Genomic DNA, 25,501 nt, shown 5'->3' with positions numbered 1-25,501 from the left:
TTTCGATGGTCTATTTATCAGCGTTGAATATCTCGAGAAACGACCGGTCGAGCGCGGCTCAGGCGGTGACCCCGAGGTACCGGTCGAGCACGTCCTGATCCTCTTCGAGATCCGCGCTCGTCCCGTGATAGACGATCTCGCCCTGGTTGAGCACGTAGTGGCGGTCCGCGAGGTCGAGGGCGACGTGGACGTTCTGTTCGACGAGCAGGACGGTGATACCGCGCTCGTTGAGTTCGCGGACGATGTCGACGACGTCCTGAACGATGAACGGCGCGAGCCCCTCGGTCGGCTCGTCGAGCAGGATGCAGTCGGCGCCGCCGACCAGGGCGCGGGCGATAGCGAGCATCTGCTGTTCGCCGCCCGAGAGCGCGGAGCCGTCGTTGTCCTGGCGCTCCTCGAGGTTCTCGAACATCCCGAGAGCCTCCTCGACGGTGATGCCGTCGTTGTCGTCGCTGCCGCCGTAGGAGGCCAGCCGAAGGTTCTCCCGGACCGTCAGCTCGGGGAAGATCCGGCGCTCTTCGGGAACCAGTGAGATGCCGAGCTGTGCGGTCTTCGTCGACGACCAGCCCGTGACGTCCGTCCCGTCGTAGCTGATCGTTCCAGCCGTCGGGGCGATCGTGCCGACGATCGAGCGCAGGGTCGTCGTCTTCCCGGCGCCGTTGCGACCGATGAGCGAGACGATCTCACCGCGGCCGACCGACATCGACAGCTCGCGAAGCACCTGCGTTTCGCCGTAGCCGGCGTCGACGTCCTCGAGAACGAGCAGGGGGTCGGGAGTCGCCGACCCGGCGGTATCGTCGCTCATTCGACCATCCCTCCGAGGTACGCCTCCTGGACGGTTTCGTTCGCTGCGATCGCGTCGGGCGGCCCCTCCGCGAGGATCTCGCCGCGGTTCAGTACGGTGATTCGGTCGGAGAGCGTCATGACGAGTTCGATGTCGTGTTCGATCAGCAACAGCGTCTGTTCCTCGAGCACCTCCTCGATGAGATCGATCGTCGCCCGGGTCTCCTCGACGCTCATCCCGGCGGTCGGCTCGTCGAACAGCACGATCTCGGGATCGGTCGCGAGGACGACGCCGATCTCGAGACGGCGCCGGTCGCCGTACGCCAGCGCGTCGGCTTTCACGTCCGCGACCGACTCGAGCTGGATCTGCTCGAGGACCCGGTCGGTCCGGTCGTTCATCGTCCCGAAGCGGTCGGTCGGGGTGAACAGCGACTCGAGGAAGCCGTAGTCGTCGTGGACCGCCTGGGCGGCCAGACGGACGTTCTCGCGGACGGTGAGCCCGCCGAAGACGTTCGAGATCTGGAACGAGCGGCCGACCCCCCGCCGAACTCGCTCTGCGGGCGACAGCGAGGTGACGTCCTCGCCGTTGAACTCGACGGAGCCCTCGGTCGCCGGCAGCGCCCCCGACAGCAGGTTGAACAGCGTGGTCTTGCCCGCGCCGTTGGGGCCGATGATGCTGCGGAACTCGCCGCGGCGGACGTCGAGGTCGACGTCGTCGACCGCGGCGAACTGCCCGAATCGCTTCGTCAACCCGCGCGTCGAGAGGATGAGTTCACCGTCGGCGCTCGTCTGCGCCGCGTTCGACCCGGTGTCGGTGGCCTGGGACGGCTGGCGGCTCATCACCGGGCACCTCCCTCTGCGGCGTCACGGTCGGCGCCGCCGCGGCCGACGAACGACCGGTACTTGCTCGGCAGCGAGACGAACCCGCGGGGCAAGAAGAGCACGAAGAGGACGAACAGCACGCCCAGCGGGAGCCGCCACCGGGTCGTGAACCCGGAGATGAGGTGCTCGAGGCCGAAGAAGACGCCCGCGCCGATCATCGGCCCGTACAGCGTCCCCATCCCGCCGAGGATCACCATGACGATCACCTCGCCCGAGCGCAGCCAGTAGGCGAACGAGGGGTCGACGTAGCCCCAGTTCAGCGTGAACAGCCCGCCGGCGAGCCCCGCGAGCGCGCCGCTGATGACGAACGCACGGCGCTTGTACGTCGTCACGTCGTAGCCGAGGAACGTCGAGCGCTGCTCGTTCTCGCGGATCGAGACGAGCACGCTGCCGAAGGGGGCGTTCATCATCCGCCGGGTCACCAACAGCGCGCCGATGACGACCGCGAGGACGATGTAGAAGTACAGCCGGTTACCGGTGAGCGCGACCGGGCCGACGCCGATCGCGATGTCGTCGAGGCGGACGCCCACGCCGTTGAACCCGTAGAGGGCGTTCGCCCCGAACAGCCCGTCGCTGCCGCCCGTTATCCGGAACTTGTAGAGGAGGTTGTAGAACAGTTCGGCGAACCCGAGGGTGATCATCGCGAAGTAGACGCCGTGGACCCGGATCGAGAGGTAGCCGACGATCCAGGCGAACAGCGCGCTGACCGCGACGGCCGCGCCGATGGCGACGAACGCCGACTCCGTCACGTTGAGCAGGACGATCATCACCGCGTAGGCACCGGTGCCGTAGAACAGGGCGTGACCCAGCGAAACGAGTCCCGTATACCCCATCACGAAGTCCAGGCTCAGCGCGAACAGCGCCCAGATGAGGATCTCGATCGTGAGCGTGACGATGAACGTCGAGTACAGCGTCCCCGCGCCGAGGGGAACGAGCGCGAGGAGCGCGACGACGACCGCACCCAGTCGGAATCGGGTTTCGGGATCGAACACCGCCGCTCCGGAGCCTGCGATCAGGTCGCCGTGAGACTCGTCCTCCGGCGCCTCGGAGCCGAACAGTCCCTGCGGGCGCACGAGGAGGATGCCGATCATGATCAGAAAGACGACCAGCCCCTCGAGTATCGGCACCTGCCACCGCAGCATCGTCTGGACGACGCCGACGAACAGGCCGGCGACGACGGCGCCCTTGAAGCTACCGAGGCCGCCGATGACGACGATGACGAACGCCGGGATGATGATGTTCATCCCCATGTCGGGGTTGACGGTCTGGTAGCCGCCGAGGATGATGCCGGCGACGGCCGCGAGCGCGGCGCCCAGGCCGAACACCAGCGAGTAGTAGCGGTCGATGTCGATGCCGAGGTTGCGGACCATCTCGCGGTCCTGGGCGCCCGCACGGACGATGAGCCCGAACCGGGTGTACTCGAGCAGCGCCCAGACGCCGACGGCGAGGAGGGCCGCGAAGACGATCATGAAGTAGTTGTAGACGGCGTAGCTGAACCCGAAGACGGTCACCGTTCCCGCGAAGATACCGGGGAGCGGGAAGTACTGCGAGCCGGAGCCCCAGACGATGTAGATCAGGTCGTTGATCACCAGCACCAGCCCGAACGTCAGGAGGATGTGATAGAGCGGGTTCCGCCCGTACAGCGGTCTGACCGTGTAGCGCTCGATCGCGACGCCGAGGACGCCGACGAGCAGCGGCGCGATGAGGAGCGCGGCGACGAACCCCGGTCCGCCGCCGATCGGGACGATGATCGCCAGCGCGAAGTACGCCCCCAGGGCGAACAGTTCGCCGTGGGCGAAGTTGATGACGTTCATGACGCCGAAGATGACGGAGAGCCCCGACGCCAGCAGAACGTAGACGAAGCCGATCGTGAGCCCGTTCAGTAGCTGCGTGAAGAAATCGCCTACCATGTGCGTTGAAACACCACGTCTTACAGCTCGCAGCCGGTTTCGTCGCAGTCCTGGATCGCCTCCTCGCCGGAGAGCTCCGCGAGCAGTTCGATGTCTGCCATCTCCTGGTCGTCGTCGTCCGGTTCGACGAGCTCTCCCATCCAGACCGGGTTCAGCGACTGGTGGTCACAGTCGCGGAAGTACGTCGTTCCGTATATCGTCTCGAGTTCGTGCTCCGGCAGGAAGTCCTTGAGCTCGGTCGGATCTCGCGTCCCGGCGGCCTGGATGCCCCGGGAGATCATGCGGACCGACTCGTAGCCGACGCGCGAGAAGTTGTCCGGGTCGTCGTCGTACGCCTCGCGGTAGGCCTCGACGAACGCCTGGTTGTCGCCCGTATCGACGTCCGGGACGTACCGAACGCCGCTGTAGACGCCGTAGGCGTCCTCACCGGCCGGTGCGCGGACGGGGACGAACGAGGCGGTCGTCGTGACGATCGGAATCTCCTCCTGGAGCCCCTGCCGACCCGCCTGCTGGAGGAAGATCGCCAGGTCGGCGCCGGTCATTCCGATGACGGCGGCGTCCGCCTCGTCCGCAGCGCTCGCGATCTGGCTGATGAACGTCTCGAAGTCCGTCGAGCCGAACTCCGAGCGGGTTACGTCGACCTCTTCGTAGGAGTCGCTCAGTTCGGCCATCCGGGAGTCGACCTCCTCGAGCACCGACTCGCCGTAGGCGTAGTCGGCGATGTGATAGAAGATTTGATCGCCCAGCTCCTCTACGGTCCACTGCGTCATCACCTCGGCGATGGGCGCCGTGCTCGTCTCGAACCGGAAGACGTACTCGTTGCAGTTGCTCCCGGTGATACTGACGTCCGCCGCACCCGGCGCGTAGATCACCTCGTTGTTCTGGGCGAAGTCGTTGATCGACAGCGCGACCGAACTCGAGATACAGCCCACGAGGTACTGGGCGCCGAAGTCCTCGACCGCCTCGGAGGCCGCCCGCTGTGCGTCGGAGGACTCGGACTGGGTGTCGTAGCTCTCGAGTTCGATCTCGAAGTCGTACTCGTCGCTCTCGTTGATCTGTTCGACCGCCAGTTCGACGCCCTGAAGCTGTTCTTCGCCCAGGTCGGAGAACGGCCCGCTCAGCGGCTCGAGCGCCCCCCAGCGAACGGTGTCGAACTCCTCGCCGTTGCCGTTTCCGTTCCCGTCGTCCCCGTCGTCGACGTCGGTCACGCACCCCGCCAGACTGGTCAACCCGGCGGCGCCGACGGCCGCGAGAAACGGCCGCCGCCCCCTGTGAGAATTGCTAGTATGAGTCACACACTTATATTCGGATTTCACTCGATAAACCTTCTCCCGCCTATACGCGGGTTTTTAGTGTGGTGCCGCCGCGAACCCGCCGTCGGCTGGCAGTTTCCGGTAACCGTCATCGGTGATTGGGTTCGCCATCGGTCGGTGTACGCATTCTTTTTTGTACACTCCAGTGAATGATTGCGTATGTACACGGTCATCGTTGCAGCCGACACCGACGAGCGCCGTGCGGTCGCACAGGCGGAGGCGGTCGCGTCGCTCCCCGGAGCCGACGACGAGGTCAGGGTCGTCCTGCTCCACGTCTTCGAGAGCAACCCGGAGGGCGCCTCGGTCACGCAGGTACGAGCCGTTCGCCGGGCGGCGGACGCCCTCGACGAGGCGGGCGTCGACTACACCCTCCGCGAGTCCAGCGGCGACCCCGCGACGATCATCCTCGAAACCGCACGCGAACTCGAGGCGGACCTCATCTGTCTCTGCGGGCGAAAGCGAACACCGACGGGCAAGGTGCTGTTCGGCAGCGTCACCCAGTCGGTGATCCTGAGCGCCGACAGGCCGGTGCTGACCGCGCCCGTCGAGTCCGCCGAGTAGAACGCGTAATACCGCTGTCAGCTCCCGCGGGTATATGGTCGTCGGCCGTGTCGGTGGCGTATGGACCTGCTCGAAGAGAGCATCGTCCCGGAGCACGCCCGGGCGGTGAAAGCCGAAGCCCGCGAGTTCGCGACCGAACACATCGAGCCGAACGCGGAGGCGCACTTCCGCTCGGGGGAGTACCCCCGCGAGATACTCGAGGCGGGGCGGGAGGCGGGCCTCGTCGCCCAGGACGTTCCGGAGGAGTGGGGCGGGCGGGGGTTCGACCTCGCGCAACTGCTCGCGATCACCGAGGAATTCTACCGGGCCGACGCCGGCATCGCGCTCACGCTCCAGCTCGCGAGCTTCGGCTGTGAGATCACCTACGAGTACGGCTCCGACGAGCAGTGCGAGGAGTACGTCCGGCCGGTGGCGGAGGGAGAACAGCTCTCCGGGCTCGCGGTTTCGGAGCCCGAGACGGGGAGCGACCTCGCGGGGATGCAGACTCGCGCGGACGAAGACGGCGACGAGTACGTCCTCAACGGCGAAAAGTACTGGATCGGCAACGGCGTCGAGGCCGACTGGGTGACCGTCTACGCCCGGACCGGGGACGACGAGGACAACCGCTACGGGAACCACTCGATGTTCATCGTCCCGACCGATACGGACGGCTACGAGGCCGAGCACATCCCGGAGAAGATGGCGATGCGAGCGTCGAAACAGGCCCACATCACTTTCGACGACTGCCGGATCCCCGCGGCGAACCTGATCGGCCACGAGGGCGCCGGCTTCATGCTGCTCGCCGAGTTCTTCAACCACGGCCGGATCGTCGTCTCGGGCCACGGCCTCGGCCTCGCGGCGGCCGCCATCGAGGAGGCCTGGGCGTTCACCCACGAGCGCGAGGAGTTCGGCCGCACCGTAAACGAGTTCCAGGCCGTCCAGCACGGACTGGCCGACATGCTCACCGAGTTCGAGAGCGCTCGAGCGCTGGCCTGGCGCGCCTGCGAGAAGGTCGATGCGGGCGAAAACGCCGGCTACTGGGCGGCGATGACGAAGACCAACGCGACGGAGACGGCGACCAGCGTCGCCGAACGGGCGATGCAGTTCCACGGCGGCCGCTCGATCCTCGACGATCGACGAATCGCTCGAGTGTACCGCGACGTGCGGATTCCGGTCATCTACGAGGGGGTAAACGAGGTCCAGCGGAACCTCATCTATCGACAGACGCCGAACTGAGTTTATAAACGACGCGACCATGTAAGCAACCGTGATTGGGGAGTTGCGTTCGGACTGGTGATCACTTCGTGGCTAACTCGTCGTACGTACTCGTCCGGACGAACGAGTGAGCGAACGCACACGAGCGAGGTGTTCGGCCTCCGATCGGCGTTCGATCCGCGGTCGTCCGACCCCGCTCGCGGTCCCTGGTCCGGTCCCGCCTCCCGGCGTCCCCTCGCGTCGATCTACGAGTCGCGCGACGTCCAACCTGAGACGGCGGCGACGTTCGTCCGGGCCGGGCTCGAGCGCGGCGAACGCTGCCTGTACCTCGCCAGCGAGAACGCGGTTTCGACGATTCTCGAGGCGTTCCGCCAGGGCGGGATCGACGTCGACGAGACGCTCGAAGCTCACGGCTGGTCGATCGACACGGAGACGGCGGTAAACGGCGGCGCACGCTTCGAAATCACCGGGTCGAACTGCTGGAAGGCGACGGCTCCGGTCGGTAACTGCCGGCCGGTTGTTCCGTGTGTTACAGCGACCTGTCGGTCCAACCGCAGGGTGGTTCACGGCCGTGGCGGAACTGTGTGCGGCGGTCCGTCTCAGTCGAGGTATCCGAGATCGGCGAGGCGGTCCTCGACGGCGTCTTCGGGCGTCGAAACCTCGTCGTTCGCCTCGTCGTACTCGCGGTACCCCTTCGCCCCGACGTCGTCGACGACCGGGAGCACGCGGCCGTCCATTCGGTCGCTGTACTTCACGCCGAGCGCGGAGAACACGGTCGGGGCGACGTCGAACAGCGTCGCGCCGGTGAGGTCGGCGGCCGTATCGATCCCCTCGCCGCTGGCGACGAAGACGCCCTGCATCTTGTGGTTCCAGGGCTCCGTCGGCGGCCCGAAGAAGCCGTCGAGCAGCCGGTTCGAGAGGAAGACGTTGAAGTCGTTCGGGATCGTGACGATGTCGATCGCCTTCTCGGTGAACGGTCCCTCGAAGTACTTCTCGCGCGGGGCGACCTCGTCGAACACCGGCTCGCCGGTCGGTAACTCGGCGGCACGGAGACACTCGATGAGCTCCGCCCGAACGTCGTCGTACTCCGCCCGGGGGACCTTTCCGTTCGGCTCTCTCCCTTCGAGGTTGATCCGGACGCCGAGTTCGGTCCGCGAGCGCATGTACGCGAGCGAGTTCTCGAAGTCGACCTGCTTGTTCGCCGTCCGCGTGACGTTCTCCGGGGCGTACCGGATCACGAGTTCGGCGAGGCCCACCTTCTCGAGGCCGCGCCGGACGCGAGAGGCGGTCAGCCCGAAGCGAGCGGCGCCGGCGGCCAGCCGTTCGGTTCTGCTCGGCTCCCAGGAGTCGACGTCTTTCCCCTCCCGGAGGTCGTTGCGGATGGGGTTCCAGGAGGGCATCCCCTTCCCGCTGTTGGTGAGTTCGACGAAGCCGTGTTCGCGGAGGTACTCGTTGGTCCGGAACTCGTAGTCGCCGTACTCGCCGATCCCGTGGTCGCTGACGATGAACACCCGCTTCGGGTTGGTGCGCTCGAGGATCTTCGCGATCTGGTCGTCGGTCTCCTCGTAGACCCGCGTGACGTGGTCCCAGTTGCCCTCGAACTCGTGGAAGACGGTGTCGGTCTTCTGAAACTGGACGAACCCGAAGTCGGGGCGGTGTTTGTCGACGAGATACGAGAACGCCGCGCCGCGCATTCGAACGAGGTTACAGTACTCGGTGATCTTGTCGTCGTCCGACAGCGAGTCGTCGCCTCGCGTGTAACTCGGGTAGACCCGGTACTCGCCGAGTTGCTCGCGCAGTTCCTCGAGGGTTCCCTCCGGGTAACAGGTCGGGTTCTCCGGGCCGATGAACCCGGGGACGATGGCGCCGTCGATCTCTTCCGGCGGATGCGTTACCGGAACGTTGACGACGACGCTCGAGAGCCCCTGTTCGTCGAGCAGCGACCACATCGACCGCTCCTGGACGGCGTCGGCCGAGACGACCGACCAGTCGTAGCCGTCGAAGTCGACGAAGCCGCAGGCGCCGTGTTTACCGGGGTTGACGCCGGTGTAGATCGACGGCCACGCGCTCGGCGTCCACGGGGGGATCTGGGACTCGAGCGGGGCGGCGACGCCGTCCTCACAGAGCGCAGAGATCGTGGGGATCACGCCGTCATCGGACAGCGGCTCGAAGACGTTCAGACAGCCGGCGTCGATCCCGATGATCAGCGTGTCGAGTTCGTAGTCGTCGGCCGTCATCGAGACACACCCCCCGGGTCGAGAGGCGATCCCGAGCCGACCCGCAGACGAACTGCCCCAGTCCCATCTGTCGTCACGATGTACGGTTCCGTCATTTGCTCAAAGAATGCGTCCGTTCACATATCCTTATTCGCTGGGTAAGGCCCACGACGGTTTCGACCGGGCCTGCATTAGCCGGGTTAAGGGGGTGATAAGAGCGAACCGGAGTTCGACGGTCAGTTCCGCGACCGGAGGTCTTCGAACGCGGCGACGAACTCCGCGTGAGAGGAGAGTTCCGAGAGGCGGTCGTCGACCTGGGCTTCGAGTTCGTCGACTCGCGCGCACAGTTCCCGGTACTCTTCGTTCTCGGCGAGTTCGCGGTCGGACTTTTCGGACTCGAGGAGCCCCTTCTTCGAGACGAGCGCGTAGTACCGCTGGACGGCACGCTCGTACTCGCCGCGAGCCACGACGTGCTCGACGGTCTCGAGGAGTTCCTGTTTCGCGATCGGTTTGACAAGATAATCGTCGAATCCCATCTCGATGATGTCGAAATCCGGGTCGACGGCGGTGACCATGACGACGCGACAGTCGTATCCGTCCGCTCGAATCGATCGAAGGACCTCGTCGCCTGAAAGCCCCGGCATCCGCCGGTCGAGCAGGACGACCTGCACGGTGTCGGTGATCTCCTCGAGGGCCTCTTCGCCGTCGTAGGCGGTGGTGACGGTCCACTCCGAGGACAGCCACGCAGCGAACAGGTCTGCGAGTCGGTTCTCGTCGTCGACGACGAGGACGTCGGACGGTTCACTCACGGGAAATTCCTCCTCTCGGCTACCATTCCAGCCACCAGATAGTGCCAGTGAGTGATAAAACTCGCGAAGAAAGTCAGACGATCGGATACGTTGGTGGCTCTCGGCGCACCTCAGAGCTCGAGCGCGTTCGTAAAGACGCGAGCGTCCTCCGCGCCGCGGATCTCCGTGCGGAACTCGCCGTCCCGAAAGAGGAAGAAGTACGGCGTCGCGTCGAGGCCCGCGCGAGCCGCGGCGTCGGTGTCCCGGTTGATGCGCGTGCTGTACTCGCCGCTCTCCGCCTCCGAGCGGACGTCGGCGGCGTCGACGGCGGTTTCGGCCTCGAGGTACGAGACGGCCTCGTCGATGGCCTCCTCGCCGCTGGCGATCGAGTCCTGGATCGCAAAGAGGTGGTCCCGGAGCGCCCAGAAGGCGTCGACGTCGCGCTCGTAGGTCGCCCACAGCGCCTGAAGCGACGCGTCGGACCACTCTTCGATCACCGGGACGCCGCGCCAGACGACCGAGAGGTCGCCCGCGTCGACGTACGACTCGAGGTCGGGGAAGATCTCCGCCTCGAAGTACGCACAGGCCGGACACGACGGGTCGTCGTACATGAGTATCGTCGCCCCCTCCTCGAGGTCGGGTCCGAGAACCGGCGAGTGGTCCATGTTCCTGGCGGATGGATGCTCGAGCGCCGAGTCTTCGTCCGTTGACTCGTCCTCGTTGCCGGGGTCGCCCTCCTCACCGGTTTTATCCTCGTCGTCACCGCCGTCGCTCGGCTCGTCGGCGTTCTGCGTTTCGTCGTCGGCGCCTTGTGCCTCGTCGTCTGCGGGATCGGCTGCGTTCGAGTCGCCCTCGTCGGCCGGACCCTCGTCCGCACAGCCGGCGAGCGCTGCAACCGTTGCAACGCCAGCTGCGAGAACGCTGCGTCTGTGTACGGCTCGGGTCCTTCCGGCCCGTTCGCCGGGCGTGCGGTCGTCCATCACCGCATCGAATCGAGCCCACCGATATAAGCGGCGCGATTTTAGTTCAAAATACTAGTGAAGAAATTATATGGTAATAGTCTATTAATCCCCCTCCAGATCGGTCAGGAGAGTTCGATCGGACACGCCTCCGCCTCGCCGTAGTGGATTCCCTTGACGAGCCAGAACGTCGAAAGGGGAACGAAGACGACAGCCGCCAGCACGAACTCGAGGCCGCCGAACGGGAGGAGTGCGATCAGACCGCCCGCACCCACGAGGCCGAGGATGGCGCTCGCGACGGCCGCACCGCAGGCCGCACAGCCGGCCCCCATCGTTCCGAGAACGACGCCCGTGACGCTCCCGGAGCCGTGAGCGAGCGAGAGGCCGTGTTCGTTCACGTGGTAGGCGAGAATCGCGACGTTGACGCCGACGAGGGCGCTCGTCGCAACCATGCCGACCCCCGCCGTGGGTTCTATTCCGGTTCCGACGAACGGGAACAGGTAGAGGAGGATCTCGAGCCGGTTCTCGAGCGGTAGCGGGCCGAATATCACGAGGTCGCGGACCAGCGCGAGGTTCTGGGCGACGACGATGACCAGCAGCGAACTGAACGCGGCCAGGATCGCAATCGCCGCGTACAGCGGCCCCGAAAAGACGCGACGAAGGGTCCAGCCGACCAGGCGGACGTCGTCCCGGCGGGTCGGAAACCAGCCGCTATAGCGACGCATTCGTTACCCCCCGGCGGAGCGTCGATCCCGCCTCGTCGGTTTCGGCGTCGGTTGCAGTCGATTCGGCGTCCGTCGTGTTCGTTCGTGTCATGTGTACGTCACAGCTCGAGTGTGCTCGTAAAGACGCGGGCGTCCTGTGCCCCGCGGATCTCCGTGCGGAACTCGCCGTCCCGAAAGAGGAAGAAGTACGGCGTCGCGTCGAGGCCCGCGCGAGCCGCGGCGTCCTCGTCGTTCGCGAGACGGTCGGTGAACCGACCCCCCTCGGCGTCGGCTCGAACGCCGTCGGCGTCGACGGCGGTTTCGGCCTCGAGGTACGAGACGGCCTCGTCGATGGCCTCCTCGCCGCTGGCGATCGAGTCCTGGATCGCAAAGAGGTGGTCCCGAAGCGCCCAGAAGGCGTCGACGTCGCGCTCGTAGGTCGCCCACATCGCCTGCAGTGCGCCCTCCGCCCAGTCTTCGATCACCGGAATACCGCGCCAGACGACCGAGAGGTCGCCCGCGTCGACGTACGGCTCGAGGTCGGGGAAGATCTCCGCCTCGAAGTACGCACAGGCCGGACACGACGGGTCGTCGTACATGAGTATCGTCGCCGGGGCGTCTTCCGGGTCAGGCCCGAGAATCGGTGAGTGGTCCATGTTCGTGGCGGAGGGATGCTCGAACGGCGGTTCGTCGTCTTCGTCATCTTCGCTCTCCTCGTCACCACTTTCATCCTCACCCTCCTCGTCCGTGTCGGCGTTCCCATCGTCTTCGCTCTCGCGATCCCCCTCGTCTTCGCCGTCGTCTTCCGACGCGTCATCCGTTCCGGGCTCGTCTTCGTCGGCGTCATCATCGTCGGCGTCACCGTCGTCAGCGTCGCCGTCGTCTGCGTTACCGTCGTCAGCGTCATCGTCGGCGTCACCGTCCGACGATCCGTCGCCGCCATCTTCGTCGTCGCCGCTCCCGTCGTCGTCTCCCTCGTGGTCCGACTCGGCGTCGTCGGAGTCGCCTCCATCGCCCGCCGACTCGTCGCCCTCCGTAGGCGATTCGTCGTCCCCGTCATCGGACGCCCGTTCGTCACTCTCGCCGGCCGCGTCGTCGGACTCGGTGGCCGACTCGTCTCCCGCGTCATCCGTCAACTCCTCCGTCTCCTCGGTACTCTCGTTCGTCGCGTCGGACTCGTCGTCGGAGTCGTTTTCGTCGCGTCGCTCGGGTTCCGCGACGTTCGCGTCACCACCACCGGGGCCGTCGTCTCCACACCCGGCAGTAACCGCCATCGTTGCGGTCGTTACGGCGAGAAATCCGCGTCTCGTAGAACGGAGGTCCAGTCGTGACCCGGCCCGCTCTGGGGCGTCGGGTCGGTCGTCGGCCATCGTCGATTTTCACCGTCCCCAGAGTTATAAATACAGTGCTTACTCCCCGAATATATACATGTGTACGTACTATCTATAACGGACAAGGTCCCGCAGTAGGCGCTCCAATGGCGGATCTCTGGAAAGTACACGTAGAGATAGCGATTAGTCATATCATCAATTTTATATTCAAGGGATTCGACCACCGGGGCGGACGGGAAGCAGACCGGAGCCGATCAGTCGGTCCGACGCCGCGGTCGATCTAGAGGTCCGTCGGGTGGTCTACGTCCGACAGCACACCGGGATCGGGGACAGCGACGAGCGCGCTCGAGTCGCCCTCGAGCAGGAGCCGCCTGGCGCCGTGGTCGCCCTCGAGGGACTCGAGGGCGTCAAAGTAGCGCCGGTCGAACAGCACCGGGTTCCCTCTGAGGCCCCGGTGGGCCGCCGCGAGCGCATCGCCGACGCCCGCCGCGTGAGCTGCGGCGAGCGCGTCGATCGTTTCCGGCGAGACGAACGGCATGTCCCCGAGGGCGACCACGAGCGCGTCGGGAGCGCCGCTGCGAGCGGCGGCGACGCCCGTCCCGAGCGAGGCGGACTGTTCGGTCGCCTCGCGGTCGTTCTCCGCCGTCGTAACCGGCAGATCGGCGAGCGCGCTCCGCACCGCGTCGGCGTCGTAGTCGAGAGCGACGACCACCGAGTCGACGCTCGCTGCGAGCACCGATCGGACGGCGCGTCGAACGAGGGGGTCGCCGTCGACCTCGGCGAGCAACTTGTTCTCGGCGCCGAAGCGCGAACTGGTGCCGCCGGCGAGCACCACCGCGGCGACCGTCGTCTCTCGAGGGTCGTCGTTTCGAGGGGCGTCGAACGCGACGACGGGAAGCTGCCGGGACGGCTGCATTCGGATCCTCTTAGTGGGGCCAGCCACAAGGGTACATCGAAGATCGCCGAGACACGGCACGACGACACGATGTCCCACGACAACCACCCACTCCCGGAGACGGCGCTGCTCGAGCGGATCGGCGACCGGCTCGACTCGGCCGACGCGGCCGACGCCACGGGGCCACCCGACGTCGTCGCAACCGTCGTCGCCGTCGAGGGCGCCGCCTACCGACGCCCCGGCGCGAAGGCGCTGTTCGAAGCCGGCGGCGACGGGATCGGCGCGATCACGGCTGGCTGTCTCGAGGACGACCTCCGCCGGGCGACGGCGCGCGTGCGGGCGACCGGCGCCCCTCGCATCGAAACCTACGATCTCACCGCCGAAGACGGCGTCTGGGGGCTCGGTCTCGGCTGCAACGGCGTCGTCACCGTCCTCCTCGAGCCCCTCGAGGCGCACTACCGGCGGGCCGTCGAGCCGGTTCGAACCCGCCGGGACGTGGCCGTCTGTACGGTGCTCGCCGCCGAGGGACCGCTCGAGCGCGGAGACAGGGCCTACTACCTGCCGGACGAGGGACTGTTCGAAACGCCCGGAACTGACGTGACAGCGACGGGCTGGCCGACGGCTGCCGTCTCCGGACCGGCGGGCGAGATGACGAGCGAAGGTCGCTCCGGCGTGGTCGAACTCTCCGTCGGGGGACGGCGACTCGACGTGTTCGTCGAGGCCATCCCCGCGCCGCCGACGTGTCTGGTGTTCGGAAGCGGCCCCGACGTCGCGCCGGTCGTCGACCTCGCCTCGCGTGCGGACTTCCGGGTCGTCGTCGTCGGGTTCCGGGGTGCCGTCGACCTCGAGGGGCGGTTCCCCGGGGCGGATCGGACCGTGACGACGTCGCCGCGGGATCTCCAGGACGCCGTGGCGATCGACGAGCGGACCCACGCCGTCGTGATGACCCACAACTTCGTCGACGACCGGCTCGTCCTCGAGACGCTGCTCGATTCCCCCGCCCCCTACGTCGGGATCATGGGGCCGCGAAAACGCTTCGAGGAACTGCGCGCGGAGCTCGCGGCCGACGGCCGCCCGGTGAGCGAAGGCGACCTCGAGCGCATCTACGCGCCGATCGGGCTCGACCTGGGGCTGGGGACGCCCGCGGGGATCGCCCAGAGCGTCGTCGCCGAACTCCTCGCTGTTTCGCGCGACCGGCGGCCGGGCCACCTGCGCGACCGCGGCGGGCCGATTCACGACCGGCCGAGGCCGGACGACCTGTCCGGCTGAGGTCGCCCGCTCGAGGCTGCCGGCTACCGAACGCTCATGTGGCTGGCGGCTGTGTGCCACCACGAACGCGCGGGGCCGCTCGAGTCGGTGACCCGACCGACGTCGCGGGACTCGAGGTCGGCCCCGCCGGACCAGTCATGGGCGAGCACGACATCACACTCACGGTCAACGGGACGGACGAACGGCTCACCGTCGAGTCACGAACGCTGCTGATTCACGCGCTCCGGGACGAACTCGGCTACACGGGGCCGAAGGTCGGCTGCGAGACGAGCGCCTGCGGGGCGTGTACGGTCCACGTCGACGGCGACGCGGTCAAATCCTGCGCGCTCCTCGCGGTGCAGGCCGACGGCGCCGAGATCACGACGGTCGAGGGACTCGAGGGCGGTCCCGAGGACGCCCTCCATCCGATCCAGGAGAGCTTTCACGCCGAACACGGCCTGCAGTGTGGCTACTGCACCCCCGGAATGGTGATGACGACCGCCCAGCTGCTCGCGGACGACTCCGCTCCCACCAGAGACGAGATTCGCGCGGGACTGAAGGGCAACCGCTGTCGGTGCACCGGCTACCAGAACGTCGTCGACGCCGTCGAGACGGCCGCGAGCCGGGCCGAGGAGGACCGCTGATGTACCCGCCACGGTTCGACTACCACCGCGCGACGAGCCTCGAGGAGGCCCGATCGCTGCTCGCGGAACACGCCGACCGCGACCCGCGGCTGCTCGCGGGTGGCCACAGCCTGATTCCGGCGCTGAAAACCGACCGGACGACCGCCGACGTGCTCGTCGACCTCGGCGGGATCGACGACCTCGAGGGGGTGACGACGGAGCCAAACGAAACGATCGTCGGCGCGCTCACCACGTACGCCGACCTGCTCGAGGCGTCGGAGCTGGCCGAACGCCACCCGGTTCTCACCGACGCGCTGGCCGAAGTCGGCGACCTGCAAGTGCGAAATCGCGGCACGCTCGGGGGAAACCTCGCGCAGGCCGAACCCGCGGCCGATCTTCCGGCCGCAGTCCTCGCCGCGAACGCGACGATCGTGGCACACGGTTCGGGTGGCGAGCGCGAGATCCGCGCCGACGAGTTCTTCCGCGGGGAGCGGGAGACGGCGCTCGAAACCGGGGAGGTGCTGACTCGAGTGCGCCTGCCCGCCGCCCCAGCTTCGGATGCCGACCGCACGGCGGGCGCGTACGTTCGGAAGACCCATCCCGCCTCGGGGTGGGCCAGCCTCGGCGTCGCGGTCGTCCTCGAGTGCGAGGGCGAGAGCGTTCGCGAGGCGCGACTCGCGGCGACCGGCGTCACCGACCGCGCGATCCGGCTCGAGTCCGTCGAGGACGCACTCGCGGGCGAGCCCCTCGAGTCGGCGACGGTCGCGGCCGCCGCCGAGCGTGCCGCCGTCGGGATCGAGCCCGACGAACTCCGTTCGGACCTCCACGTCTCCGGTGAGTACCGGGCGGGGCTGGTACCGGTATACGTCGAGCGGGCGCTCGAGCGGGCGGCAAAGCGGATAGACGCAAGCGGGAACGGGGGTGAGCCGCGATGACAGACGGCGACAGCGGCGACCGAGTCAGAAAAACCGCCGGTGAGCCGGTCGCACGCCGCGAGGACGAGGCGCTGCTCACGGGTCGCGCCGAGTATACGGACGACCTCGATCGACCCGGTACCGTCCACCTGGTGTTCGTGCGCAGCGACCACGGCCACGCCCGGATCGAGGGGATCGACACCGAGGCGGCAGCGGAACTCGAGGGCGTTCTCGGCGCCTACACCTGGGCGGACCTCGAGGCCTCGGAGAGCCCCTGCGTGCTCTCGATCTCGTCGTCGGCGCTCGACTGCGAGCCGCCGGGGCATCCGGTACTCGCGCGCGACCGGGTTCGGTATCAGGGCCAGCCGATCGCCGCGGTGGTCGCCGAGGACCGCTACATCGCACGGGACGCCGCTGAGGCGGTCGAGATCGAGTACGAACCGCTCGAGGCCGTCGTCGATCCCGTCGGGGCGACCGACGACGGCGCGCCCACGATCTTCGAGGAAGCGCCGGACAACGTCGCGCTCACGGCGGAACTCGGCGACCGCGGAGAGACCGACCGGGCGTTCGAGGCGGCGGACCGCGTCGTCGATATCGAACTCGTCAACAATCGGCTGATCTCCTCGGCGATCGAGCCGCGGGCGGCGCTCGCGAGCTACGACCCCGCGGAGAGACGGTTCACCGTCGAGATGACGAGCCAGTCGCCCCACGGCCACCGCAGGGACCTCTCGCACACCCTCGGCGTTCCCGAGCGCGAGCTGCGGGTGATCGCGCCGCGCGTCGGCGGCGGCTTCGGCCACAAGGGTCACCACCACCCCGGCGAGGCGATGGCCGCCTGGGCCGCCCGCGAGCTCGAGCGGCCCGTCAAGTGGGTCGCCACCCGTTCCGGAAACTATCTCGAGGGCGCCCACGGCCGCGATCACGTCACCCGCGGCGAGCTCGCGGTCGACGACGACGGAAGTCTTCGGGGGCTGCGCGTCGAAACCCACGCCGGCGTCGGTGGCTACGGCCTCGGTGGCGGGCCGGCGATGCCCGGCTGGTACGGCCGCCTGCTCTCGAGTCAGTACGAGATTCCGGCGATCCACTGCGAGACCCGCGCCGTCTTCACGAACACCGCGCCGGTTCACTCCTACCGCGGCGCGGGGCGGCCGGAGGCGATCTACGTCACGGAACGGCTGGTCGACGTCGCGGCGCGGGAACTCGGAATCGACCCCGTCGAACTTCGCCGGCGAAACCAGCTCCCGTCCGACGCGTTCCCCCACGAGACGCCCGTCGGTTCGGAGTACGACAGCGGCGATTACGCGCGGGCGCTCGAGGCGGCCCTCGACGCCGTTAGCTACGACGACCTGCGGGCGGAGATCGACGCGGAGCGCGAGGGACGGGACGACGAACTCCCCCAAACGCTGCGCGGCGTCGGCGTCGCGAACTACGTCGAGTCGACTGGCGGCGGCTTCGAGAGCGGCGTCGTTCGGGTCCACCCCGACGGCGGCGTCACCGTCTCCGCGGGCACACACTCCCACGGCCAGGGCCACGGGACGACCTACGCCCAGCTCGTCGCCGACGTCCTCGAGCTCCCGATGGCGGAGATCGACGTCCACGAGGGCGACACCGACCGCGTGCCGAAGGGAACCGGCACGTTCGGTAGTCGGAGCACGATCACCGGCGGCAACGCGGTGGTCGAGAGCGCCGAGATGGTGCTCGAGAAGGCCAGACGGGTTGCGGCGCACGAGCTCGAGGCCAATCCCGACGAACTCGCCTACGAGAGCGGGGAGTTCCGGCTCGAGGGCGACGCCGAGCGCACCATCCCCTTTGCCGACGTCGCGAGCGCGGCCTACGGCCGCGGGCTACCCGACGGCGTCGAGCCGGGCCTTGAGGCGACGACGTTCTACGAGCCCGACGGGACTGCCTACACGTTCGGCACCCACGTCGCGGTCGTCTCGATCGACTCCAGAACGGGGGAACTCGAGATCGAGCGCTACGTCGCCGTCGACGACTGCGGCGAGCGGATCAATCCCACGATCGTCGAGGGGCAGGTCCACGGGGGCGTCGCCCAGGGGCTCGGCCAGGCCCGGTACGAGGAAGCGGTCTACGACGACGACGGGACACTGTTGACGGATTCGCTCGAGACGTACGCGGTTCCGCGGGCCGAGGATCTTCCCGAGATCGAAACCGACGCGACGGTGACGCCGAGCCCGCGGAATCCGCTCGGCGTGAAAGGAATCGGCGAAGCGGGGACGATCGCGGCGCCGCCGGCGCTGGTGAATGCGGTCGTGGATGCGCTCGAGCCGGTCAGCGTCGACCACGTCGACATGCCGCTCACCGACGAGCGGCTCTGGCGGGCGATTCACGGCGAGCCGTCGACGGAGTAGCCGTTCCGGCTCGAGCGTTCTGACCATCTCGGCCCGCTGAAACCCTCATAATCTGACAGTGCGGGCGTGTTGAATAGAGGTATTAGTGCAGCACAACGGTTGGCTTGATTTCACCCATCTAACGGAGAGATACCCGAAAGAGAACCTGCGAACTGAACACCATGGGTTCGGACAATAGCTCCGCAGTGAGGGAGTTCGATCGCGTTCAGTTTGGTTAATCTAACCCGTTCGCTGCTCATCGCTCCGGGTTTATCAGCCCAGTGGTGGTTGAGGCCGATGTGTCACAACATACCAGACGTGTCGCGGATCGGTTTCGGCAGGCGATGAACGACCACGATCTCGAGGCACTGCTTTCGTGTTTCCACGAGGAGTACCGGAGCGAAACGCCGGCCCATCCCGACCGATCGTTTACTGGACGACCGCAGGTTCGAAAGAACTGGATACAAATGTTCGAGACGACTCCTGATCTGGCGGTCGAGTTTCCGCGAACGACGATCGACGACGATACGGCCTGGATCGAGATGCGGATGCACGGCACGCAAACCAACGGCGACGAACTAGACGTTCGTGGCGTTGTCATCAAGGGTATCTCTGGCGAGCAGATCGACTGGGGACGGATTTACCTCGAACCCGTGCAGCGATCTGAAGACGTGACGTGGGAAGAAATCTACGCAGGGGACGAAGACGGCTAACCGATCGACGGCATCCCGATTACACCGGATCGGACTTGCAGACGAGTTGGTAGGTCGAACTGGGGAAATCAACGAGTCGCCGCCCGACAAAACGGTGTGTAGCAGCGCGTGACGTTCTCATTCGAGAAGCCGTGCGCCATAAGGTTCACGAAGAACGTGCTCTAATAAAGCGGAGATCAATCAGGCTGTTCGCGCAGCACAGCCGCTCACACCGGACTCGTCAGTCTTTGTCTTCGGTACAGAGGAGCCACTGAGAAGTCGTTTTCGAGTCGGATAGCCGTCAAGGTGGTTGTGCAGCGGTGGCACGGAGAATAAGCGGTTGGGACCCTACTAAACTCCGTGCCACATGAGCGTTCGAGCTAGTCAGGTATAACCTTACTGTGATTATCCGGGTGAATTAGTTAGCGGCGATAGGACTGTATGGCTGGCCGGCGTCGAACCGGTAGAACCCGAGGTACATCGCTCGTAGCACCGTAGGGGGGCGATGGGCCGAGAACTGGACGAGATCGACAAAGGCGTTCTATATATGCTGCAACGGGAAGCTCGGAACACAACCGCACAAGAGATCGGCGAGACGGTCGGTGTCTCACCCAGCACCGTTCGCAATCGAATCGACCAACTCGAATCCGACGGCGTCATCCGAGGGTATCATCCAAAACTCGATTACGAGGCGGCGAACCTCCCCTTATGCGTGCTCTTCGTCTGTACCGCCCCCGCAACTAGACGGTCGGAATTAGCTGACAAGGTCATGAACATCCAGGGGTGGTTGATCTCCGTGAGATGGTGACGGGACGACGAAACATCCACGTCGAGGTCACTGCAACGGATACGACCGATATCTCCCGTATTTCGGATGCAATCCACGAACTGGAGCTCGAGATTGAGAGTTCCGAACTCATGAAACGACGACAGATGCAGCCGTTCACCCATTTCCAGTTCACTGAGTTACAGTAGTCGTTGAACGTCATTGCACTCCCGATCGCGATTGTGCGGCCAGCGCGTGCCCGCTGGCCGCTCCCGTGCGACCGGTGCGTAAATCGTTTCAACAATTACTATAGACGAGGGAACAACCGACTCCACTGACGAGCAACCAGGTGTTAAATCCGCAATTACTATCTCTGTATCTCCGTTATCCACACCACCGAATTCGGCTTTCGAGATCTATCTGTGGTGTGATTGCTAAATACGCAAACTGCTTGAAATAGTATGAATAGCGTTCATACGTACTGAGCTACTCAAAGCCAGTATGGACCACAGGCAAGGTTGGGCGGCCCGACAGGAACTCTCTTGTGCGTGCCGAATTAACAATAGAAGCGGTACCGGACACGCCGGTAACATGGTTGGGACCCATGAACGAGTTATCTAATCATCAACGAGCGGTCGAATTGCTTCAGCAACTGGGTTTGAAGGAGTACGAGGCGAAGTGCTTCGTCGCGTTATCACGAATACCGAAAGGAACGGCCAAAGAGATCAGCGAGACCTCCGACGTTCCTCGCACGCGTGTGTACGATGCGGTCCGGGTGCTGGAAACGAAAGGACTCGTGGAAATCCAGCACTCGAATCCCCAGCAGTTTCGGGCCGTCCCGATCGACGAGGGGGCCGAGACGCTTCGCCAGGAGTACGAATCGCGGACGGAGACACTTGTCGAGGCGGTTGAGGGGATCGAACCAGCACCAGTAGGCGACGAGCAGGAAGTGTCACACGAGGTCTGGGCATTGATGGGGCAAGCGGCGATCGCAAACCGAACACAGCAACTCATCGAGGCCGCTGGGCGGGAGATCGTGTTCGTCGTGGGCCGTGAGGAAGTCCTCACGGAGGAGTTGGTCGCCAATCTCCAAGATGCTCAGGAGACGGGCATCACGGTCGTCGTCGGAACCGTCTCCGACAAGCTTCGTGAGACCGTTCAGGAGGCACTCCCCGGTGCTGAAGTATTCGTCTCTGGGTTGGAATGGTTGAGCAGTACTCCAGCTGACGTCACTGACGAAACGACGATCAGTCGGTTACTCCTGGTCGATCGGAACACGATTCTGGTCAGTTCAGTGCACGAGGCCACGGCGGACACTGCGGAATCTGAGAAAGCAGTATTCGGCAGGGGTTTCGACAACGGATTAGTCGTGATCGCCCGGCGGCTAATGGCGACGGGATTGGATACAGTCGATGATCCCAAACTGTCCAACGGACAATAACTGACACCGGCGTTCTGTGCAGGTCGAGCAAGTAACGGAGCAGGAACCCAACTACCCAATAACTGCCATGAATATCGTGCTGACTACAGAGGGCCTATGTAGCAGACGATCCCGAGTTTTCTACGACCTGTACTGAATGAATGAAGTGAGCACCGATTCAATTCACCCAGTTAATCAAAACTCTCCTCTGAGTGAAATACTCGAGGATATAAGCGGCTACCGACTGTATATACATCAGAACATGACTAAAATTCATGATGGTTTATACGAGGTGCTGTCGAACCCACACCAACGGCACCTGTTATTCGCCTTGCTGGAGAAGAACCCGCAAACGGAGTTACCGGGTGACCTCGACACGCCGCCCGATACTGGAACAGTCGATGGTACGGCTCGCGTCGATTACCACCACATTCATCTACCCAAATTAGCCGACAAGGGGTTCATCGAGTGGACTTCCGGTACCGATCGCGTCGAACGGGGGGCTCAGTTTGACGACATCAGACCAGCTTTGGAACTGCTGGCCGCCCATCACGAGGACCTCTCTACCGGGGAGAGGCACGTCAGTGGCGGTATTGACTCTCAGAATATCTGGTAGCTCTCAGATCGCCAGGAGAGAACTGTGCCCTTCTTCCCCTGTACTGACCGAGCACTATCTTCACAAATTGAGCCAGATCTCGTGCCACATTCGCGCCCTGTACAGCCAGCAAGATGTGTCACTGTTTGATACAGGAAATGGATCTACCACAACAGACACCTCGTTGTACTCTGTATCGGCGAACGTGACAGGATACGATACCGTTCTCTTCGACAGCGACGGGATACTGGTCGAGCCGCCCGCCTACGAGACGCAGGCGGCGGCCACGCGAGCCGCGTTTCGCGAGGTGTGCGAGCGCGAGATCGCTCGAGAGCACGTCGACGAGATCGTCGGCGGAGTCACCGTGGACAGACTTCACGAGATCTGCCGACGGTACGACCTCGAGGCGTCACCCCTCTGGGCGGCCCGCGAACGCTGCGACGAGGAGTCCCAGTTCGAAGCGTTCGAGGCCGGCACTCGAGAGCGCTACGACGACGTTACCGTTATCGCCGAGCTTCCGCAGCCACGTGGGGTCGTGAGCAACAACCACCACAGCACCATCGAGTTCGTCCTCGAGTACTTCGACCTCGACTCTCTGTTCGACACCTACTACGGCCGCGAGAAGACCATCGAGAGTCTACGATTGAAGAAGCCGAACACGCACTACCTGGAGCGAGCGCTCGCCGATCTCGAGGGGAAGTCGGCGCTGTACGTCGGCGACAGCGAGAGCGACGTGCTCGCGGCCCATCGAGCCGGCATGGATTCGGTGTTCGTCCGTCGAGAACACTGCCGGGACGTCGAGCTCTCGACGGAGCCGACCTACGACGTGGCTGATCTCCGGGCGGTCGCGGAAATCGCCACGGACGGCTACTGACCCAGCGGATCGAGAGGCGATCCCGAGCCGGTTTCCGCTTTCCGTAGCTTCTTTGGGTAGCCTGCCACCGTTCCGTCTATGACGAAACTGCCGAACGAGGTCGTCGGCGACGCCCACACGAGCACGTTCCACTGGGAGGTACTCGAGGACCTGGTCGACGTCGGTAACCGGATGGCCGGCCAGACGGGCGAGCGCGAGGGCGCAGAGCGGGTTCGGGAGGCCTTCGAGGAGATCGGGCTCCGGAACGTCCACGTAGAGGCGTTCGAGATCGAGGGCTGGTGGCGCGGCTCCTCCACGCTCTCGACGAGCGGTGCCCGCGAGGAGCGCTACGAGGCGGACTACCAGGTGATCGCGCTGCCGGGAACGCCCAGCGGCATCGTCGAGGCCGAACTCGTCGACGTGGGCTACGGCCGCCTCGAGGACTTCGACGAGGCGGATCTCGAGGGGAAGGTGGCGATGGCCTCGAGCGAGAGCCCCGCCGACTCCGACCGGCGGCTCCACCGGATGGAGAAGTACGCGAGCGCGGTCGACGCCGGTGCCGTCGGCTTCGTCTTCCGGAATCACGTCGAGGGCTGTCTGCCCGCAACGGGCGAGATCGGCTACGACAACCGCCCCGGCCCCATTCCGGCGGTGGGCGTTTCGAAGGAGGTCGGCCAGCGGCTGTTGCGCCACGGCGAGGACGGCTCGCTGACCGTCGAACTCGCAGTCGAGGCCAGAAACGAGCCCACCGACTCCGTGAACGTCGTCGGCGAGGTCGGCCCCGACACGGAGGAGGTGGTGATGGTGACCGCCCACGTCGACGCCCACGACATCGCCGAGGGAGCGAACGACAACGGCGCTGGAACCGCCCTCGTCTGCGAAATTGCGCGGCTGTTGAAGCAGGTCGAAGACGACCTCGAGACTCGCGTCCGGTTCGTTCCGTTCGGCTCCGAGGAGATCGGACTGAAGGGCGCCTATCACGCTGCCGAGAACCTGGAGCTCTCGAACGTGAAGTGCGTCATCAACGTCGACGGTGCGGGTAACTCCCGGAACCTGTGGATCAACGCCAACGAATTCGACGAACTCGAGGATCTGTTCGAGGAGGTCACCGACGAGTTCGACGTCCCGCTGTCGACGAGCAGCACGATCAGCCCCCACGGCGACCAGTGGGCGTTCGTCCAGGAGGGGGTACCGGCGTCGATGACGGCCTCGACGTCGGGCTCGAGCGGGCGGGGTTACGGCCACACCCACGCAGACACCCTCGACAAGCTGGACGTGCGGGATTTTCGTGAGCTGTCGCCGATCATCGCTTCCGTGGCGTACACCGCGGCGGAGGCAGATCGCGAGTTCCCCCAGCGCTCTCGCGAGGAGACCAAGGAGATGATCGACGAGGGGTATATTCAGGAGCTGAAGATCGGTGGCCGGTGGCCCTACGACGAGTAACGGTTGGGAGTACCGCTAGCGCCGTCTTCCAACGCGTCTGTGAAGCTCGTGTGCAGTACCGGTGAGCCGGTTGCCACAGGATTTCGCGCGTTCACTGCGAGATGAATACGGAGTACGATTACGGTCCCCCACCCCGGAGCAGGCGGATCAGTGCAGCGACGGGGCGGACCACCCGTACCGCCGCGTCGGCGATAATCAGATCACGTTCGTGGCGGCGATCGTAGATGTACAGCCCCAGAGCGAGCGCGATCTGAGACGCAAATAACAGCAGCATGAGTGATTCGATGCCCTCTATCGCCCCTGAATTGAGCAAGAACAGGCCGAGTATTACGAGAAGCGTTATCACACCGGTAATCCCTATCGCGTAGGATATCCGGACCGCTTCGAGTAGTACAGTCCGGCGCGGGTAGCCGAAGATCCGTTCCGATCCACCGTCCGTCCCACTGGTCATCGTTCATCACGAAGCCGTCAAGTTATGTAACAATATGGGCGCGCTGAACAGCGTTCGTGGATAGATCGAGTGGAATCCGGATACCGCTGCCGGCACACCTCGAGCGATTTCAGGCGCAGTCGCGCCGGCGGAGACCGCAACCGCTATTTTCCATCCGGCGAGCCCTCGAGTATGTCGCAGTTCGCCCACGCCTCTCTCCGCGGGCTGATCGAATCCGAGGGCACGTACCTGTTTTTGAAACACGAGATGCCAGCCGGGCCGATCTGGGGCATCCCCGGTGGGCGCGCGGAGATCGGCGAGAGTCCCCGAGAGACGGTCGAGCGGGAGGTCCTCGAGGAAACCGGGCTCCGAGTGCGAGCGAGAGACCCGCTCGAGGCCTACGCCTACACCTGGGCCGACGGGGAGAAGGGGACCGTTTCGGTCGTCTTCGACTGCGACCTGCTCGATAGCAGGGACGCGGTGGACCTCGAGGCGAACCCGTGTCCGGAGGAGCCGATCACGGAGTACGGCTGGCTCGAGCCCGCGGAGATCGCGAACGCGCCGATGAACGACGCGCTTCGAGAGCTACTCACCGGTCGGCGCTAAAACGGCTCCTCGAGAGAGGCGCGGAGT

Annotated in this window: 24 protein-coding genes and 1 pseudogene; 14 read left to right on the top strand and 11 right to left on the bottom strand. The window is 65.4% G+C overall.

The features are described from left to right. Nucleotides 1-58 precede the first annotated feature (58 nt). Genes NMQ11_RS01560 through NMQ11_RS01545 form a run of 4 tightly spaced genes read right to left on the bottom strand, consistent with a single transcriptional unit; the run spans nt 59 to nt 4,870 of the window. Nucleotides 59-805, bottom strand: coding sequence for an ABC transporter ATP-binding protein (locus NMQ11_RS01560; protein ID WP_255169631.1), 747 nt, complete (start codon nt 803-805; stop codon nt 59-61). Beyond that, nucleotides 802-1,623, bottom strand: a complete 822-nt coding sequence (locus NMQ11_RS01555) for an ABC transporter ATP-binding protein (RefSeq protein ID WP_255169630.1) — start codon at nt 1,621-1,623, stop codon at nt 802-804. Before NMQ11_RS01555 ends, NMQ11_RS01560 begins: the two co-directional genes overlap by 4 nt. Further along, a complete protein-coding gene (locus NMQ11_RS01550) occupies nt 1,623-3,575 on the bottom strand; it encodes an ABC transporter permease (protein WP_255169629.1) in 1,953 nt (650 codons plus the stop codon). The genes NMQ11_RS01555 and NMQ11_RS01550 overlap by 1 nt, the downstream gene beginning before the upstream one ends. Nucleotides 3,576-3,595: 20 nt before the next feature. Further along, on the bottom strand, nt 3,596-4,870 hold the full coding sequence (locus tag NMQ11_RS01545) for an ABC transporter substrate-binding protein (RefSeq protein WP_425607696.1): 1,275 nt from the start codon (nt 4,868-4,870) through the stop codon (nt 3,596-3,598). Nucleotides 4,871-5,047: 177 nt separating this feature from the next. Between NMQ11_RS01545 and NMQ11_RS01540 the strand changes: the two genes are divergently transcribed. The 3 genes and pseudogenes from NMQ11_RS01540 to NMQ11_RS20160 all read left to right on the top strand — a co-directional run. Further along, nucleotides 5,048-5,449, top strand: a complete 402-nt coding sequence (locus NMQ11_RS01540) for a universal stress protein (protein ID WP_255169628.1) — start codon at nt 5,048-5,050, stop codon at nt 5,447-5,449. A gap of 60 nt (nt 5,450-5,509) precedes the next feature. Then, entirely contained in the window at nt 5,510-6,664 is a 1,155-nt protein-coding gene (locus NMQ11_RS01535; protein WP_255169627.1) for an acyl-CoA dehydrogenase family protein, read from the top strand. Nucleotides 6,665-6,721: 57 nt separating this feature from the next. Continuing rightward, nucleotides 6,722-7,006 (top strand): annotated as a pseudogene (locus tag NMQ11_RS20160) (hypothetical protein); the annotation flags it as partial. A gap of 236 nt (nt 7,007-7,242) precedes the next feature. Here the strand turns inward: NMQ11_RS20160 and NMQ11_RS01530 are convergent. From NMQ11_RS01530 to NMQ11_RS01505, 6 genes are all read right to left on the bottom strand, one after another. Continuing rightward, entirely contained in the window at nt 7,243-8,880 is a 1,638-nt protein-coding gene (locus NMQ11_RS01530) for an alkaline phosphatase family protein (RefSeq protein WP_255169626.1), read from the bottom strand. A 215-nt stretch (nt 8,881-9,095) separates the two neighbouring features. After that, entirely contained in the window at nt 9,096-9,668 is a 573-nt protein-coding gene (locus tag NMQ11_RS01525) for a HalX domain-containing protein (protein ID WP_255169625.1), read from the bottom strand. 110 nt (nt 9,669-9,778) lie between these two features. Further along, on the bottom strand, nt 9,779-10,627 hold the full coding sequence (locus NMQ11_RS01520; RefSeq protein WP_255169624.1) for a DsbA family protein: 849 nt from the start codon (nt 10,625-10,627) through the stop codon (nt 9,779-9,781). 104 nt (nt 10,628-10,731) lie between these two features. Next, the gene (locus NMQ11_RS01515) at nt 10,732-11,331 is read right to left on the bottom strand and encodes a hypothetical protein (protein ID WP_255169623.1); all 600 of its coding nucleotides are present in this window, start codon (nt 11,329-11,331) and stop codon (nt 10,732-10,734) included. 98 nt (nt 11,332-11,429) lie between these two features. Beyond that, entirely contained in the window at nt 11,430-12,680 is a 1,251-nt protein-coding gene (locus tag NMQ11_RS01510; RefSeq protein WP_255169622.1) for a DsbA family protein, read from the bottom strand. 241 nt (nt 12,681-12,921) lie between these two features. Beyond that, nucleotides 12,922-13,557 carry a nucleotidyltransferase family protein gene (locus NMQ11_RS01505; protein WP_255169621.1) on the bottom strand — a complete coding sequence of 212 codons (636 nt, stop codon included), beginning with the start codon at nt 13,555-13,557 and terminating at the stop codon, nt 12,922-12,924. A gap of 69 nt (nt 13,558-13,626) precedes the next feature. Here NMQ11_RS01505 and NMQ11_RS01500 point away from each other — a divergent pair, with 69 nt between their 5' ends. The 10 genes from NMQ11_RS01500 to NMQ11_RS01455 all read left to right on the top strand — a co-directional run bounded on the left by NMQ11_RS01500 (nt 13,627) and on the right by NMQ11_RS01455 (nt 24,438). After that, nucleotides 13,627-14,805: an XdhC family protein gene (locus NMQ11_RS01500; RefSeq protein ID WP_255169620.1), complete on the top strand. Its 1,179-nt coding sequence runs from the start codon at nt 13,627-13,629 to the stop codon at nt 14,803-14,805. A gap of 137 nt (nt 14,806-14,942) precedes the next feature. Then, complete coding sequence (locus NMQ11_RS01495; RefSeq protein WP_345781465.1) at nt 14,943-15,428, top strand: (2Fe-2S)-binding protein; 486 nt, start codon at nt 14,943-14,945, stop codon at nt 15,426-15,428. Further along, entirely contained in the window at nt 15,428-16,342 is a 915-nt protein-coding gene (locus NMQ11_RS01490) for an FAD binding domain-containing protein (RefSeq protein WP_255169618.1), read from the top strand. The genes NMQ11_RS01495 and NMQ11_RS01490 overlap by 1 nt, the downstream gene beginning before the upstream one ends. Next, nucleotides 16,339-18,690 (top strand): xanthine dehydrogenase family protein molybdopterin-binding subunit, encoded by a 2,352-nt coding sequence (locus NMQ11_RS01485; protein ID WP_255169617.1) that lies wholly within the window; start codon nt 16,339-16,341, stop codon nt 18,688-18,690. Before NMQ11_RS01490 ends, NMQ11_RS01485 begins: the two co-directional genes overlap by 4 nt. Nucleotides 18,691-18,968: 278 nt before the next feature. Further along, nucleotides 18,969-19,382, top strand: coding sequence for a nuclear transport factor 2 family protein (locus NMQ11_RS01480; protein ID WP_255169616.1), 414 nt, complete (start codon nt 18,969-18,971; stop codon nt 19,380-19,382). A gap of 484 nt (nt 19,383-19,866) precedes the next feature. Further along, a complete protein-coding gene (locus tag NMQ11_RS01475; RefSeq protein WP_345781457.1) occupies nt 19,867-20,169 on the top strand; it encodes an Lrp/AsnC family transcriptional regulator in 303 nt (100 codons plus the stop codon). Between the two features lie 562 nt (nt 20,170-20,731). Then, on the top strand, nt 20,732-21,568 hold the full coding sequence (locus tag NMQ11_RS01470) for a TrmB family transcriptional regulator (protein ID WP_255169615.1): 837 nt from the start codon (nt 20,732-20,734) through the stop codon (nt 21,566-21,568). A 145-nt stretch (nt 21,569-21,713) separates the two neighbouring features. Further along, nucleotides 21,714-22,163: a hypothetical protein gene (locus NMQ11_RS01465; RefSeq protein WP_255169614.1), complete on the top strand. Its 450-nt coding sequence runs from the start codon at nt 21,714-21,716 to the stop codon at nt 22,161-22,163. A 184-nt stretch (nt 22,164-22,347) separates the two neighbouring features. Next, nucleotides 22,348-23,016 (top strand): HAD family hydrolase, encoded by a 669-nt coding sequence (locus NMQ11_RS01460; RefSeq protein WP_255169613.1) that lies wholly within the window; start codon nt 22,348-22,350, stop codon nt 23,014-23,016. A 78-nt stretch (nt 23,017-23,094) separates the two neighbouring features. Then, nucleotides 23,095-24,438, top strand: coding sequence for a M28 family peptidase (locus NMQ11_RS01455; RefSeq protein WP_255169612.1), 1,344 nt, complete (start codon nt 23,095-23,097; stop codon nt 24,436-24,438). Between the two features lie 118 nt (nt 24,439-24,556). Here NMQ11_RS01455 and NMQ11_RS01450 read toward each other — a convergent pair whose 3' ends face one another. Continuing rightward, nucleotides 24,557-24,889: a hypothetical protein gene (locus NMQ11_RS01450; RefSeq protein WP_255169611.1), complete on the bottom strand. Its 333-nt coding sequence runs from the start codon at nt 24,887-24,889 to the stop codon at nt 24,557-24,559. 171 nt (nt 24,890-25,060) lie between these two features. On the opposite strand from NMQ11_RS01450, the gene NMQ11_RS01445 reads away from it, so the two are divergent. After that, entirely contained in the window at nt 25,061-25,474 is a 414-nt protein-coding gene (locus tag NMQ11_RS01445; protein WP_255169610.1) for an NUDIX domain-containing protein, read from the top strand. Nucleotides 25,475-25,501: the final 27 nt, after the last annotated feature.

The sequence above is a fragment of the Natrononativus amylolyticus genome, assembly GCF_024362525.1.
GTDB classification, from domain to species: domain Archaea; phylum Halobacteriota; class Halobacteria; order Halobacteriales; family Natrialbaceae; genus Natrononativus; species Natrononativus amylolyticus.
The sequence above is the reverse complement of the archived record's forward strand: the minus strand, read 5'-3'. Positions and strand labels throughout refer to the sequence as shown.

Bases quoted from the DNA above. Each gene is read 5' to 3' on its own strand.
- NMQ11_RS01560 (WP_255169631.1), bottom strand. From the start codon at position 805: ATGAGCGACGATACCGCCGGGTCGGCGACTCCCGACCCCCTGCTCGTT.
- NMQ11_RS01555 (WP_255169630.1), bottom strand. From the start codon at position 1,623: ATGAGCCGCCAGCCGTCCCAGGCCACCGACACCGGGTCGAACGCGGCG.
- NMQ11_RS01550 (WP_255169629.1), bottom strand. From the start codon at position 3,575: ATGGTAGGCGATTTCTTCACGCAGCTACTGAACGGGCTCACGATCGGC.
- NMQ11_RS01540 (WP_255169628.1), top strand. From the start codon at position 5,048: ATGTACACGGTCATCGTTGCAGCCGACACCGACGAGCGCCGTGCGGTC.
- NMQ11_RS01535 (WP_255169627.1), top strand. From the start codon at position 5,510: ATGGACCTGCTCGAAGAGAGCATCGTCCCGGAGCACGCCCGGGCGGTG.
- NMQ11_RS01530 (WP_255169626.1), bottom strand. From the start codon at position 8,880: ATGACGGCCGACGACTACGAACTCGACACGCTGATCATCGGGATCGAC.
- NMQ11_RS01520 (WP_255169624.1), bottom strand. From the start codon at position 10,627: ATGGACGACCGCACGCCCGGCGAACGGGCCGGAAGGACCCGAGCCGTA.
- NMQ11_RS01515 (WP_255169623.1), bottom strand. From the start codon at position 11,331: ATGCGTCGCTATAGCGGCTGGTTTCCGACCCGCCGGGACGACGTCCGC.
- NMQ11_RS01510 (WP_255169622.1), bottom strand. From the start codon at position 12,680: ATGGCCGACGACCGACCCGACGCCCCAGAGCGGGCCGGGTCACGACTG.
- NMQ11_RS01505 (WP_255169621.1), bottom strand. From the start codon at position 13,557: ATGCAGCCGTCCCGGCAGCTTCCCGTCGTCGCGTTCGACGCCCCTCGA.
- NMQ11_RS01500 (WP_255169620.1), top strand. From the start codon at position 13,627: ATGTCCCACGACAACCACCCACTCCCGGAGACGGCGCTGCTCGAGCGG.
- NMQ11_RS01495 (WP_345781465.1), top strand. From the start codon at position 14,943: ATGGGCGAGCACGACATCACACTCACGGTCAACGGGACGGACGAACGG.
- NMQ11_RS01490 (WP_255169618.1), top strand. From the start codon at position 15,428: ATGTACCCGCCACGGTTCGACTACCACCGCGCGACGAGCCTCGAGGAG.
- NMQ11_RS01485 (WP_255169617.1), top strand. From the start codon at position 16,339: ATGACAGACGGCGACAGCGGCGACCGAGTCAGAAAAACCGCCGGTGAG.
- NMQ11_RS01475 (WP_345781457.1), top strand. From the start codon at position 19,867: ATGGGCCGAGAACTGGACGAGATCGACAAAGGCGTTCTATATATGCTG.
- NMQ11_RS01470 (WP_255169615.1), top strand. From the start codon at position 20,732: ATGAACGAGTTATCTAATCATCAACGAGCGGTCGAATTGCTTCAGCAA.
- NMQ11_RS01455 (WP_255169612.1), top strand. From the start codon at position 23,095: ATGACGAAACTGCCGAACGAGGTCGTCGGCGACGCCCACACGAGCACG.
- NMQ11_RS01450 (WP_255169611.1), bottom strand. From the start codon at position 24,889: ATGACCAGTGGGACGGACGGTGGATCGGAACGGATCTTCGGCTACCCG.
- NMQ11_RS01445 (WP_255169610.1), top strand. From the start codon at position 25,061: ATGTCGCAGTTCGCCCACGCCTCTCTCCGCGGGCTGATCGAATCCGAG.